15 protein-coding genes are annotated in these 13,972 nt (G+C 36.9%); 5 read left to right on the forward strand and 10 right to left on the reverse strand.

The window, feature by feature from the left end:
• Window positions 1–64 precede the first annotated feature (64 nt).
• A complete protein-coding gene (locus OOZ15_RS03845) occupies window positions 65–382 on the forward strand; it encodes a hypothetical protein (protein WP_265954451.1) in 318 nt (105 codons plus the stop codon).
• Window positions 383–527: 145 nt separating this feature from the next.
• Here the strand turns inward: OOZ15_RS03845 and OOZ15_RS03850 are convergent, their stop codons facing one another.
• A complete protein-coding gene (locus tag OOZ15_RS03850; RefSeq protein WP_265954452.1) occupies window positions 528–998 on the reverse strand; it encodes a DUF4168 domain-containing protein in 471 nt (156 codons plus the stop codon).
• A 339-nt stretch (window positions 999–1,337) separates the two neighbouring features.
• On the opposite strand from OOZ15_RS03850, the gene gltX reads away from it, so the two are divergent.
• Window positions 1,338–2,870: a glutamate--tRNA ligase gene (gene gltX / locus OOZ15_RS03855; RefSeq protein WP_265954454.1), complete on the forward strand. Its 1,533-nt coding sequence runs from the start codon at window positions 1,338–1,340 to the stop codon at window positions 2,868–2,870.
• A gap of 200 nt (window positions 2,871–3,070) precedes the next feature.
• Here gltX and OOZ15_RS03860 read toward each other — a convergent pair whose 3' ends face one another.
• Window positions 3,071–4,072, reverse strand: a complete 1,002-nt coding sequence (locus OOZ15_RS03860) for a DUF6340 family protein (protein ID WP_265954456.1) — start codon at window positions 4,070–4,072, stop codon at window positions 3,071–3,073.
• Between the two features lie 196 nt (window positions 4,073–4,268).
• Between OOZ15_RS03860 and OOZ15_RS03865 the strand changes: the two genes are divergently transcribed.
• Entirely contained in the window at window positions 4,269–5,198 is a 930-nt protein-coding gene (locus OOZ15_RS03865; RefSeq protein ID WP_265954457.1) for an SPFH domain-containing protein, read from the forward strand.
• A 95-nt stretch (window positions 5,199–5,293) separates the two neighbouring features.
• On the opposite strand, the gene OOZ15_RS03870 is transcribed toward OOZ15_RS03865, so the two are convergent.
• From OOZ15_RS03870 to OOZ15_RS03885, 4 genes are all read right to left on the reverse strand, one after another.
• Complete coding sequence (locus tag OOZ15_RS03870; RefSeq protein ID WP_265954459.1) at window positions 5,294–5,779, reverse strand: DUF2306 domain-containing protein; 486 nt, start codon at window positions 5,777–5,779, stop codon at window positions 5,294–5,296.
• A gap of 419 nt (window positions 5,780–6,198) precedes the next feature.
• A complete protein-coding gene (locus OOZ15_RS03875) occupies window positions 6,199–6,675 on the reverse strand; it encodes a GNAT family N-acetyltransferase (RefSeq protein WP_265954461.1) in 477 nt (158 codons plus the stop codon).
• A gap of 125 nt (window positions 6,676–6,800) precedes the next feature.
• Window positions 6,801–7,478: a LytR/AlgR family response regulator transcription factor gene (locus OOZ15_RS03880; RefSeq protein ID WP_265954463.1), complete on the reverse strand. Its 678-nt coding sequence runs from the start codon at window positions 7,476–7,478 to the stop codon at window positions 6,801–6,803.
• 14 nt (window positions 7,479–7,492) lie between these two features.
• Window positions 7,493–8,311, reverse strand: a complete 819-nt coding sequence (locus tag OOZ15_RS03885; RefSeq protein ID WP_265954464.1) for a sensor histidine kinase — start codon at window positions 8,309–8,311, stop codon at window positions 7,493–7,495.
• Between the two features lie 205 nt (window positions 8,312–8,516).
• Here OOZ15_RS03885 and OOZ15_RS03890 point away from each other — a divergent pair, with 205 nt between their 5' ends.
• Both OOZ15_RS03890 and OOZ15_RS03895 read left to right on the forward strand, forming a co-directional pair.
• Window positions 8,517–9,689, forward strand: coding sequence for a metallophosphoesterase (locus OOZ15_RS03890; RefSeq protein ID WP_265954465.1), 1,173 nt, complete (start codon window positions 8,517–8,519; stop codon window positions 9,687–9,689).
• Between the two features lie 13 nt (window positions 9,690–9,702).
• A complete protein-coding gene (locus OOZ15_RS03895) occupies window positions 9,703–10,404 on the forward strand; it encodes a CPBP family intramembrane glutamic endopeptidase (protein WP_265954466.1) in 702 nt (233 codons plus the stop codon).
• A 451-nt stretch (window positions 10,405–10,855) separates the two neighbouring features.
• On the opposite strand, the gene OOZ15_RS03900 is transcribed toward OOZ15_RS03895, so the two are convergent.
• From OOZ15_RS03900 to OOZ15_RS03915, 4 genes are all read right to left on the reverse strand, one after another.
• A complete protein-coding gene (locus OOZ15_RS03900; RefSeq protein WP_265954468.1) occupies window positions 10,856–11,485 on the reverse strand; it encodes a hypothetical protein in 630 nt (209 codons plus the stop codon).
• Between the two features lie 17 nt (window positions 11,486–11,502).
• Window positions 11,503–12,108, reverse strand: a complete 606-nt coding sequence (locus OOZ15_RS03905) for a hypothetical protein (RefSeq protein ID WP_265954470.1) — start codon at window positions 12,106–12,108, stop codon at window positions 11,503–11,505.
• 75 nt (window positions 12,109–12,183) lie between these two features.
• On the reverse strand, window positions 12,184–13,335 hold the full coding sequence (locus OOZ15_RS03910; RefSeq protein WP_265954472.1) for an SMI1/KNR4 family protein: 1,152 nt from the start codon (window positions 13,333–13,335) through the stop codon (window positions 12,184–12,186).
• An 85-nt stretch (window positions 13,336–13,420) separates the two neighbouring features.
• Window positions 13,421–13,882 carry a hypothetical protein gene (locus OOZ15_RS03915; RefSeq protein WP_265954474.1) on the reverse strand — a complete coding sequence of 154 codons (462 nt, stop codon included), beginning with the start codon at window positions 13,880–13,882 and terminating at the stop codon, window positions 13,421–13,423.
• Between the last annotated feature and the right edge of the window lie 90 nt (window positions 13,883–13,972).

Here is a 13,972-nt window from a genome sequence, read left to right on the forward strand (position 1 = left end):
ACACCACTATTTCAATAAAAATTCTATATTTACTTATTGGAAGTAACCCAAAACCTAAACTGCTATGCTTGGACTACTACTCCTTTTCTGGATCGGTAAATATTATTATAAACTTGCTGAAGAACACCATAAAAACAAGTGGCTATTTGCAATAATCGGCATTGTAGCCTATTATGTCGGAACGTTTATAGCCGGAATTGTTATCGCCTTTATAAACCCTTCTTTTATTGAAAATGGCAATGATATCGTACTTAGCCTGATTGTACTTCCCTTCGGTTTATTGGCAACCTATGGGCTATATGTTTTGCTGGAAAATAATTTTAAAAAGAGTTACATCAATGTTATCGACGAATTGGATGATATTGGGAAGAAAGAGGATTAAAACAAGACCTTTAAGGTTTCAAAAACTTTAAAGGTCTATAAAAACAAAAATCCCTGGACAATCAAGATCATCCGAGGGTTTTATATTTTTAAGGAAAAATTTTAATCATTTCCTTTTGGGAGCTAATAAAATCCCACTTAGTGGGTTACGGCTGTTGTTGCTTTACTATTTCCGCTTGCAAACGTTGTTGTAATGCCGTATCGGTTTGTAATGCCATGGCTATTTTTTCATAGCGCTCCATACTGATTCCTTCTTTTCCAATCACCTCTTCCATTTGTCCTTGAAAGCCGGCCTGCATTTCTTGGATTTGGCTCATTACTTTTCCAAACTTTTCTTTTTCTTCATCTGTAGCTTCAACGTTTTTTTCCGGAGATACGGAAGCTTCGTACATTTCGTTGAATCTGTTGGCTTCAAATCCGCTATCTTCAACAGTTTTCATTACTTTTTGTTGCGCTTCCATATTTATTTTTTGAATGCCTTGAAATGCAGCAGCAATTTTTCCTAATTCAGCGTCAGTTACTTCTACTTGTTCTTGAGCATTCACCTGTGTAAAAGCACTCATACCAATCGTCACAAAACAAACAAGTAAAGTTTTAAATGGTTTTGAAAATCTCATATCTAATTTTTAATGTTGTTAATGCCCGAAACTACAATAATCAATAGAACTGACAAAAAATACTGAACATTTAACAGAAGATTAATAGTGAATAAGTTAGCTGTAGATCCTTGAAGAAGCAAGACCTCACGAGGTTTGGACTTAATCGAATAAGTCTTCGACAAGCTCAAACTAACAAAGGTAGTGATATAGTAATAAAAAGAGTACAATGTCCCCCTGAGCTTGTCGAAGGGCTGTCGAAACATAATTCATTGTCGGAAAACCCTTCAAAGGTTGAATAAGCACAAACTGTTTTGCCCGTCGAACGATAATGGATTATCTTTGGTAAAAATTCTAGCAATGAGTAAAAAAGTACGTGTTCGTTTTGCGCCAAGCCCCACGGGACCCTTGCATATCGGGGGTGTTCGAACGGCTTTGTTCAACTATTTGTTCGCCAAAAAACACGGCGGGGATTTCATCCTTCGCATTGAGGATACCGATCAAAACCGCTATGTAGAAGGAGCAGAACAATATATTGTCGATGCTTTGAATTGGTGCGGAATTCCTTACGACCAAGGACCAGGCTCCGGGAGTGAAATTCAGAAAAAATACGGACCTTTTCGTCAAAGCGAACGAAAAGCATTGTACAAACAATATGCCGACGAACTCCTAGAAAAAGGATGGGCGTATTATGCTTTCGATACGGCCGACGAACTCAACGCACACAGAAAAAATCACGAAACAGAAGGAAAAACCTTTATCTACAATTGGCACAACCGATTGAGGTTGAAAAACTCTCTTTCGCTATCGGAAGAAGAGGTGCAAGCTAAAATTGATAGTGGTGAAGACTATGTCATTCGTTTTAAATCACCACAGGATGAAAAATTGCAGCTAAAAGATATCATCCGTGGGGATATAGAAATCGACACTAACATATTGGACGATAAAATACTCTTCAAAAGTGACGGAATGCCTACCTATCACCTGGCAAATATTGTGGACGACCATTTGATGGAGATTTCTCATGTGATCCGTGGGGAAGAATGGTTGCCTTCTTTGGCCTTACATGTACTCCTATATCGTGCATTTGGTTGGGAAGCTCCGGAATTTGCGCATCTGCCGCTGATCTTAAAACCAACAGGCAAAGGGAAATTAAGCAAACGTGACGGTGATAAACTCGGTTTTCCGGTGTTTCCGTTGGAATGGAACGATCCCAAAACCGGTGATGTTTCACGTGGATACAGAGAAGACGGCTATTTTAGTGAAGCCGTGGTTAACTTCCTGGCCTTTTTGGGTTGGAACCCGGGAACAGAACAAGAAATATTCTCTTTGGATGAATTGATCGATGCCTTCCAACTCGAAAAAGTACATAAAGCCGGGGCGCGTTTCGATCCGGATAAAATAAAATGGTATAACCATCAGTATCTTCAGAAAAAACGAAATACAACACTAGCCGATTTGTTTATAGCTGAAATGGATGAAACCATTGCTAAAGGTTTTTCTAAAGGATATGTAACCGAAGTAGTTGCCTTGATAAAAGAAAGAGCCGATTTTGTCCACGAACTGTGGGATTTAAGTAGTTTCTTCTTCGTTGCTCCGGATGAATATGATCAAAAGGCGGCCAAAAAGAAATGGAAAGAAAATACCGGTGATTATATGAAAGAGATCATTGGGATTATCGATGATATAGATGATTTTTCATCAGAAAATGTAGAGAAGGTTGTAAAACAATGGATATCAGATGCAGCATTAGGTTTCGGTCAGGTGATGCCCCCATTCCGATTGGCTTTGGTGGGCGCTATGAAAGGTCCGCATGTGTTTGATATCGTCGCAATGATCGGTAAGGAAAATACCATTTCAAGACTTGAAAAAGCGATTGAGGTTTTAGGGTAATACTGAGGATGTTGTCTTAAGTTCATGATAAGCTGCTTGGTATCTTTAGAATGTGTCTAAAAAGCACTAAACGAACTTGATTTGTCACCCTGAGCCTGTCGAAGGGCTGTCGAAGACGTTTTGTTGGCACTCACCGAATTATGCTTCGACAAGCTCAGCATGACATCTGATTTTGTAGTTTTTTAGACAACCTCTAAAAGTCACAACTCAAACCGTTTCCTCCGCAATAATATCTTGGCATAATCACGTGCCAGTTTTTCGCCATAATCTTCATAGGCACGTTGGGCCCACTCTAAAGCGAGATCCGTTTTACCTAATACTTCGTAGCCCACAGCAACGTTAAGGGCTGCCCTTCCGGCAGATTTACTGCTTGGATTGTTTGCTATGTCTGTCCATATTTCGATGGCTCCATCCCAATTGGCCACTTCGCTACGACGCCATCCGACATCAAATTGGGCTTTGTCACGTCCTTTTCCTTTTTTATGCATATCGCGCTTTACCCGGTAATAACTGGGCAAAAACCGGTTTATATAATCGAGTCCGGCGGCATAAGCCGTTTCAGATAATGCAGTATGGGGAAGTTCCCCGTTTGCCAGATCAAAATTCATATAAAATGTCTGCTGAAACTGGTCGATAATCGTTTTGGTGTACGGATCGTAAAGCCGCCAATAGCTCTTTACATTTACACGGGTTTGCCGAGGAAGGCGTGAACTTGCTTTTCCCGTTTTTAATACTGAAGTCACCTGTTCTACAGCCGTTGAAAGCACAAGGTCTGAGTTAGAATCAAAGTTTTCGAGTACCAGGAGCACATCAGCTTCGGAAGCATCGCAAATTTCGCTAACCTTATCCCAAGGAATTACATCGGGTGTTTTTCGGGTTCCGGTGCCGTACATACGTAGCGTATCGGGGATAATGATCCTAATATCACTTTTGTTTTGAACGCCCGCCATAGCACCTTTTACAGCTTCATCAGAAGCCAATTTATCAGATCCTGCAATTTCTCCTGTTATTACAGCTTCGACGGATTTCTTTTGCTGATCTTCATCTTTGGTCAACGAGCGGTTTACCACGGCGATATTGTTAACCCCATCAGGTAATAGCACCTCAGGACCCTGTGGATAATCCAGATAAACATAACCACTTCCACAGGAGACAATGCTCAATGATAACAAAAGTAAAAAAGTAAGGTAGGAGGTCTTCATAATGCTATGTTTTTGGGTTTTAAAGCAAAGTAACAATAAATATGCCATAACATAGACGTTCATTTAATCAGATAAAAAACATGATATAAGACTTTAAAGAATGACGTCAGCAATACTTTTTAATTATTTAACCAAATAAACGATTGGGATTCTAAGATTATTTGTAATTTACCCGTCGATTTAAAACATTATTATTATGTCAATATTACTTATCCCAATTTTATTCTTCGGAATAATTATCCTTTTCATGTCTTTTTTTATAGTGAAACAACAAACAGCCGTTGCTATAGAGCGTTTCGGTAAGTTTCACAGTATCCGGAACTCTGGTTTACAAATGAAAATCCCATTGGTGGATCGTATTGCGGCCCGAATGAGCCTTAAAATCCAACAATTGGATGTGATTGTAGAAACCAAAACCCTGGACGATGTTTTTGTTAAGCTGAAAGTATCAGTACAATATGTAGTGATCAAGGACAAGGTTTATGAAGCTTTTTATAAACTGGAGTATCCGCACGAACAAATTACTTCTTATGTGTTTGATGTAGTGCGTGCCGAGGTACCAAAAATGAAACTCGACGACGTTTTCGTGAAGAAAGACGACATTGCCAATGCAGTAAAAGAGGAATTGCAAGACGCGATGTTGGATTATGGTTATGACATCATTAAAACCCTGGTGACAGACATCGACCCCGATGCGCAGGTAAAAGCAGCCATGAACCGTATTAATGCTTCAGAACGTGAAAAAATAGCCGCTCAGTTTGAAGGGGATGCCGCCCGTATCCTGATTGTAGAAAAAGCCAAGGCTGAAGCCGAAAGCAAGCGTTTACAAGGGCAGGGTATAGCCGATCAGCGTAGGGAAATTGCCCGTGGATTAGAAGAATCGGTTGAAGTATTGAACAAAGTGGGTATCAACTCACAAGAAGCTTCTGCCTTGATTGTGGTGACACAACATTATGACACCTTACAATCCATAGGGGAAGAGACCGATACCAACCTGATATTATTACCTAATTCCCCGCAAGCCGGAAGTGATATGCTAAACAATATGGTGGCCAGCTTTACTGCCAGCAACCAACTTGGTGAAGCCATGAAAAGACATAAAAATAAAAAAGGCGGGGAGGAATAAAGCAATATGCGAATAAATCACTAGACCTCACAGGTTTTGTTTTTTCCTTACCCCTGAGACTTCGGGGCGTCGGAGGGAAATCTGTGAGGTCTTTTTTATTTCTTAATTCCAAATAGACTTGACCATTTTGATTTATTAACTCCAAAGAATACACCACCTGCAAGCGTTATTATTACAAATGAAATTCCAACCATTCCGAAAAATGGGGTTTCCGGGATTCTTGTTAAAACTTCTGCTACAAATGCTGCATACAAACCTATTACTGACCAATACATAAATGAAAAATGCATGTATTTCCATTTTTTGGTTGGTTTTTTAGTCCATATTGGTATCATTCCTAAGCTAATTGTTAAAAGACTGGCGATAGTTGCATAATGAAAAACTCCCCATCCGTTAAACAGCCTATAAATCATAAAAGCACTCAGTAATAATAATACCATACTTATTACATAAACATACCCAATTTGCTTATGTCGGATTGTTCCTTTTTTCATAAACAGGGCTAATGTCCCAGCTACCAAAGCAATTATTGATGAAATCAGATGGATTAATCCGTATATATCTCCGACTAAATATTCCATTTTTATTTTAATGAATGCTGACTGTTTGTATTGAAGTGATTTAAACTTTTCTCAATTGGCTAAAAAATTGCCCTTTTGAGCCTACTTTTTGCCTTTTTTTCCTTCCATAGCGCTGCTATGAAACTCAAAAAAACCTTCAATTAGACTCAAAATGACTAATTTTCGCTTCAATCAAAAAAGTTTAAATCACTTCATTAAATGTTTTTCAAATGTAACCATAGCTGTGCTAGATATTTATTTTTTTATTCTGAACTGTTTATTTTTAGTGACGAATTGAAATATTTGACAAGAGGCAGGAATGAAACACTTATATATTGCTCTGTGGCATGGACAAGTTATTGGGATTTATATACAACAAGACCTCACAGGTTTCCGCTTGTCCCGACCAAAATGCGTCGGGAAAACCTGTGAAGTCTTATTTATCTAGTTAACTCTTTCATCATTTTAAAGTTTGTTAATTCAATGCCCTGTCTTTCTACGGTTTGTTTTTTTATTGTGCGAAAACCAAGGCTTTCAAAAAAAGGTTTTGCGGTTATACTCACGTCTGATGTTAATGTGACTTCCCCATTTCTAACAGCTTCTTTTTCAATCCCGGTGTAAAGTTTATGAACAATTCCTTGTCGTTGGTAATCTTTATGAACGTAGAACATGTCGAGATAATTCCCATTATCCAAGCTTGCATAGCCAACGATTTTGTTTTTGAGTTGAGCCACTATAACAAACTGATTTGTCAGCATGTCGCGCCAACGATCAATATTTTCAATACCGGAAGCCCAGACACGAATCTGGTCATCGTTATAATCCTCCTTACAAACGGAGGTTATGGCGTCTACAAACAACTCTTGCAATGCAGTTAGATCACTAAGCTGTCCTTTTCTATATGTTATTTGTTTCAAGTTGTGCTTTAGGCTTTTTGGTGAAGGACTGTGCTAGTGCTTTTTATGGGAGGCGTTGTTGGTGGCTGGTTTTCCTCTGTTTGTATTTATTCTGTCATTAACAAACCATTGTAGACATAACACTTTTATCTCAATAATTCCTTGATGCTTGCTTTGTAAACTTTACCTATGGGGATTTTATAACTTGATAGACTAATTCGATTTCCCTCTATTGTTTTAATATGCTTTTTGGAAACGATAAACGATTTGTGGGTCTGAAAAAAAATACTTTCAGGCAAGATTTTTATAAAATCTGATAATTTAGTTCTAATTCTAATTTCATCCACTTTGCTAACTACTTTGCAGTAATTTCCATCAGCTTCAACAAATAAAATATCATCTAATATTAGCTGAATATGCTTTTTGTTCGCATATAAGAACAAACGCTTATCTTCCCCTGATTTCTTTATTTTTAAATTTTGAGCAGCTCTTTTTTCATCTTTAATTTTGTTTATCGCTTTCATAAAACGTTCGAAACTGAATGGCTTTAACAAATAATCCACAATATTCAATTCATAACCTTCCAAAGCGTGTTCTTGATATGCCGTGGTTACAATAACCTTTGGCGGGTGTAATAGGGATTTCAAAAATTCAAATCCTTTGAGTTTTGGCATATTCAAGTCTAAAAAAATCAAATCCACTTTATTTTTCTTAAGACATTCATTGGCTTCTATGGCATCATAACAATGTTGAACCAACTTCAAATTTGGCAATAGGTCAGCATATCCTTTTATGATATCATGGGCGATATCTTCATCATCCACTATGATATAATTTATCATTGGTTCAAAGTTAATTGTGCTTTAAAAATGCTGTTTGTAGATATGGTTTCCAATTTATGGCGATTTGGATAAACAAGTTCCAATCTTCTTTTTAAATTTTTCAACCCCAAACCTTTTTCTGTTGTGGTTTGTGAATCAAAATTATTCTCTATTTCAAAATAGATATTTTCTTTGCTTGTTTGAAGTTTTGCCTTCACATAGGCATTTTGACGCAAGTTTTCAACACCGTGTTTAAAAGCATTCTCCACCAAAATTATAAAAGCCAATGGCATAATTTTTATGTCTTCATCTTCTGCTTCAACAATAAACTCAACCTCTACATTTTTGTGATACCGCATTTTATGTAATTCGATGAAATTGAAAATAAAGCTTATTTCTTTCCTTAAAGTTACGAATCCCCTTTGCCCTTCGTAAATGCTGTAACGCATCATTTCTGACAATTTCAAAATCAGATGTTTGGCTTTTTCAGAATCTTTATCGACCAAACCATATAAATTATTCAAAATATTAAAGAAAAAGTGAGGGTTTATCTGTGCCTTTAAATGCATCAGTTCCATATTGGTTTTTTCATTTTTAAGCTGAATGATGTGCCTAATCTGATTGATAAGCCAATATATGCCTATCGATACACCGGCAATTATCAGCAACACATAATACAGGATTATCAAAACCCCAATGGTGGAATTAAATGTATATGCGACCGCTTCCTTGCCCTTAAAAACAAGTTCATAAGCCGTTATCAGCATTGGTATCAATGCAGAAACAACGGCAACAATCGCCAATGGTTTTTTATTAGCCTCAATCCATTTAATCATAGCATAAAACTAAACAATCCATTTTCAACCTTCAAAAAGTGGTGTCAAACCAACTCAAATATAGGGTAAAACCTCCCAAAAGTGTGGTGAACGTACTTTGTCACGCTTAAAGCAGTTTTTTAAACACCCAAAATGGTTTATATCCCAATACTTTTTTTCTAAAACAGCATCCTTCTACATTAGCCTGAAATTTAAAATTGGGCAAATGAAAAGACGTATATTGAAATACTTCAAGCACATTTTTGCAACTATATTGGTGCTTTTATCAATAGCTGTTGTTACGATTTGGTCATTGAACGGGACCATTTATTACGCTGATAATCCCGTTAAAAGAAATTGGATACAAGAAGGGCCGTACATCTTTTTTGAAAACAACAGTGTTATTAGTGTCAACCATATCACGGGTAACAAAGAAGATGGAATGCGGGTTGGACGTAAAGAATACCACATCGGTTCAAAAATCAAAACGAGCAGTTATTTCAATCTTGATGGTTCTCATTTCGAGTTTGCCATTGATGCCAATATACATACCCCAAAGGCTATCTATGAAGATAGTAATAAAATCCTTGCCATCTCTGATGTTGAAAGCGGTTATAAAACATTTCGAGATTTCTTAATCAACAATAAAGTAATCAATAAAGATTTGGAATGGACCTTTGGAAACGGGCATTTGGTGCTTGTTGGCGATTTTGTTGACAGGGGTTTTTCCACGACCCAAGTCCTTTGGTTTATTTATAAATTGGAACAGGAAGCCAAAAAATCAGGCGGGAGAGTTCACTTTATTTTGGGCAATCATGAAATTAAAAACTTACAAGGCGATTACAGGAAAGCTTCTCCAAAATATTTTTATGCCGCTACTATTTTAGGCAAACAACAATATGAGCTCTATAATGAAAACTCCTTTATCGGCAGATGGATGGCAAGCAAAAATACCTTGGAACTTATAAATGGGAACCTTTTTCTTCACGGCGGATTACACCCTGCAATTACCAATTACGACACGAGTATTGAAGAAATAAACTCGATCGTCAGGCAAAATTACCGTCAGGTCTATTATCCGAAAAAAGAGAAAAATTTAAAACAGTTGCTTATCTCTACCACAAAAGGCCCGTCTTGGTACCGAGGTTACTTTTACGATGACTTATCTCAAGAAGAAATTGAAAAAGGCCTGAACCAATTCAATGCCAAAGCAATCATTGTTGGGCATACGCCACAATTCAAAGTTAAAAAAATGTACAACGGAAAAGTTTTCGGCATTGACGTTATCCACCCAAAAGATTATAAAAAAACCTTTCCCCCACAACAATCAGAAGGCTTGCTCATAGAAAACAATAAGTATTACAGGGCGCTTCATACAGGAAGGAAAATACAACTTTAACAGCAATCACATTATGGAAAAATTAAAACCTTTATCAAGAAAAGAAAAAACCTATGCTACATTATCTAAACCTTATGCAGTTGTATTGGTAATGCTTTTTGCGCCGTTTTTAAATTATTTGGACAGAAATTTCAGCTATTTTTTTTGTTTGAGCATTGTTTTATTGATTTTATGGTCAAGTGGGTTCAATTTGTCATTATTTGGTTTCGGCAAAAAAATCAATATGAAAACCGTTTTATGGGCATTCCTCATAACGATAGGATTTATTGTGGTGGATACCCTTTTTAGCACTTTAGTTGAACACTTTTTCGGCGAACCTGACCTTTCCTCTTTGCAAGGCATTGTCCACGATACGGCTGAATATCTCATCACATTGGCAATTGTTTGGATTTTTGCCGCTTTTGGCGAGGAATTAATTTTTCGGGGTTATTATATGAAGTGGTTAGCAGAACTTTTTGGGAACAGCAATCGGGCTTGGTTGGCATCAGGCGTATTAATTTCGGTATATTTTGGCGTATCACATTATTACCAAGGGCTTTCTGGGATGATTAGCATTACGTTTTTGGCATTAATTATGTCTTATATTTTTTATAGAAACAGGAACAACCTAGTACTTCTTGTGTTAGTGCACGGTATTCACGACACTTATGGACTTACACTCTTATATTTGGATAAAGAAAATCTGTTAGTAGATTTGGTTCAATATATTTTTTAGGTTGTTGCTTTTCTGAACTGATTTCTAGTTTTATTGCGGTTAAATAAACCGGAACTGTTCTTCTTTCCGTAATCATTCTTCAAACTTGCCATCAACTTATTTATAACCTCCATATAATGCTGTTTATCCCCCTAAAATGGGTTAAATAAACACAATGGCATTTATCCCTTCTTTCAAATTTACCCTTTTTTCTGTGAATTTATGGATAGGTAAACCGAAACGATTGCTATTTTTATAATGAATAACCCAATATTTCTATTTTGAACGAGCAGATTTAAAATTCCCTTTCATTAATGCGATCAGCATAATCCCGACCCCGGTTAATGCACCTTTAGCAAAATCAGGTAATTCTATATAACGCGAAAGGATTTGCGTTAATAAAATTCCGATTGAGAGTAGAAGAAGTGTTTTTTATTTTGGTTATTGTGTTCATTTTGTGCAGGTTTTTGTTTTAATATCCTAGTTTTTTTGCATCATTGGTGATGGCATAGACATAAGAAGTATATGCTAAAGGGAGATCTTTATCAAAATAAATCAATTTCATGGGATCGACATTTTTATCGTTCAAATAACACAAGTAAAGCCTTTCATTCAATTCCGGGTGTACGCCTAATGAGGTGGTCTCATATTGTGCAATAGTTTTATCATCGTCGGTAGGGATAGTGTCAAGAACTACTGATTCTGACTGGAACCCTCCGTTTTCGATATTTTGTTCAATCAACTGTCCGCCAGGAACCTCTCCCAAAACAGCTAAATTTCTTTCCTTGTCCGTTCCTTGAAAAACCACGGTATCTCGACTCCCGGGAAATATTTTTATCCAATATTTTGGGATGTTGAGATTTTGTTCAGGAGCCACACCTTTCAACTTCATGATGTTGCTTGATTTTAAAAATTGTTTGGTGACAGCGCTACAGAAGAGGAGTCTTTTATTATCAAGAGGGGCGTCTTTAAAGTTTATTTGTTCAGAAAAGATATCAAAGAACGCCAAGTATGGTGATTTAATCATTTGCGCAAGAGCGAAAACACCCTTTCGTGTTTCGATACTCAACATTGTTCCTTCTTTCCAAGTAAGTCTTGCCATGACAATTGTCCTCTGTTTTAGTTGTTTGTTTTGTTTTTCCCACGTTGTTCTATTTCTATTGCCCTAACGTAAAATTCACGAAATTTTTCTTCATCGTATTTTGCCCGCATAGCGGAAAGCACATCATAAAGTCCTAAACTACACCATTCCCAAAGCATGGTGTCGAAGTTGTATTTGAGCATTTGTTGACCCACTTCGTTTCGTATTCGTTCGACTTCAGCTTTTTCCAATCCGTTTTCTGAGAGGTTTTTTAAAAGCCTTTTTTCTTCTTCAGCAGTTAATGTTGTATCAAGATAGGGATCTAAAATCCATTCCCAATTCCAGCTGTGTTCCTGGATCTTGATTTTATTTCGCTGAGCAAATTTTTTCAGCTCGTTTTTCAATTCAGTAGAAATAAAAATGAGGTCTTTATCAACTTTAATTTTCGCAGGCCCGGAAATATAACACACCCAATCGATTTCATCTGCTTTTATCCTCCTGTTCGGAAATGCAATGGAGGGTTCAAAGGGATATTCTGAAATCAAAATTTCCCGATGTCCAATTTCCGATTCCCCAATGCCGCATATCAAATTCGGTGCATTGGGAAAAGGAATTTTATTGAATATGTTTTTTAAAAAACTCACAGCGTTGGTCGTTAGGTTTTTATCTTTTTGGTTTTCCGCACTACACTAGTGTAACGATTAGAGAGGTAGACATGCTTAATCGTCAAACCCATTATCTAAAACATCTTTACCATCAATAAACTGCTGTAAAAAGTCGCCCAGATCCTCGGCAATAAACCTGATTTTATATTCATCGGCCCCAAAAGCGATTAGCTGTCCCGACTTCCCTTGACTACCTGGGGCATAATCTATACCGATAAAATTTCCGCCGCCGGTGGAACAAAAAGGAATCCAATACGGATTGGTGTACATCCCAATAGTTTTTTCCCCATCAGGGTCAATATTCCCGGTCAAATCTTCCAGCGTCCAATCATCATAAACCGTTTTCCAGTTTTTCCATTCTTTTAGGACTTGCTCAGCAGATAAAAACGAAAACCATTCTTGTTTGACCTCATCGTCGTGTTCAAATCCATTGTGCAGATCATTCAGTGCCTTTAATTCCGCCGGAAATGGTATACCGCTTGTGTTTTCAAATTCTTGATAAGTCTGCTCATTGTCCACCGGAGGTGTAGGCTTGAGCCCTTTGATTGCTATAAATGTTTTGAACAGACTGTTTATTTCCGCCAAATCGAGTTTCGCGCCACTGGTATCGATATATTTTTTGATAAAATCCTGCCTTTCGTCGCTAATTTCTTTTTCATTATACTTTTGAGGGACATTTTTAAAGATGAATTTACCTGTGTTTTTATATGGTTTTTCGCTATCATTTATTGCTTTGACCGGACTAATGGAATGCCCACTACCTGTTATATTAAGCATAAATTGAGAGATAGGTTCAGATTGATTTTCCAGCGTTCCATTGACTTTGTCGTGCTGAGGACCTTTAAATTTTTCAAAAATGATTTCCATCCACTGCTTGAAGTGTTCCGAATCTTCAAAATGTAGTGCTACAATTTGTTTACTTGCTAAAAAAGCAAAAGCATTGTATGGCGATCCGATGTGTCTTGGAGTGATGATGATTAATTTTAAAACAGTGTCGTTTAGCGTTTTTGACAAGTGTTTTAATAGTAGGTCTATAAATTCATGTTTATCTATAGAATTATTGTTTTTCCACCTTACAACTATATAGGATGGTTGATTTTGATAAGAAGGTTTTGGAATATTGTACAGCGGAAGTTGATTAAACGGAATGTCTTCAAGTTCGAGCTTTTTAAGCTGTTTGTTATAGGCTAGTTTTTCTATGTTCATTGTAAGGTTTTTTAAATGGATTGACGCTTTTGTGTTAATTCTGACTAACGTTGTATTATGAGACAAGAGTTTTATTTCGAAGACTTTATACCCTGTCCATCGTCAGTTCATAAGATTGTATAGGCTGTGATTTGCTCAAATGATAACCCTGTGTGGTTTTTATATGTGTTGCCCATTCGCCTATACTTTGAAAATAGGAGCTCCACTTATTGTAGGGGTTTAATTCTTTAAAGTTTATAGGATCAAAGATTAAAGTCAGGGAAAGTTGGTATATATCACCGTTCTTTTTATAAAATTGACGTGTAATGTCAAAACTAAAGTGCTCTCCTAATTCGTCACCCCAATCGTAGGTGCCATATTGAAACAAAAGCATGTCGTTTTCTTTGGTTTCTTCAACTGAAATGCCTCTTACTTTAAAATTGGCATATAGTTTTTCTGAGAGCGTAATGATGTTGTCGGGAGTTAACTTTTTTTCAGTTTCAAGCAATTTATTGATGCCTTGTACATACTTTTCCTGTATGCTTTTCATCAAAACGGATGTCGCCATAAGTTGTAGGTTTTTGTTATTCACAAGGGGGGAGAATTCAAATATAATATTTTTTCGGGGATTCTAAATTTCATTTATAAGGCTTGATAA

Origin of the sequence: Galbibacter kalidii (genome assembly GCF_026241135.1) — a bacterium.
Lineage (GTDB): Bacteria > Bacteroidota > Bacteroidia > Flavobacteriales > Flavobacteriaceae > Galbibacter.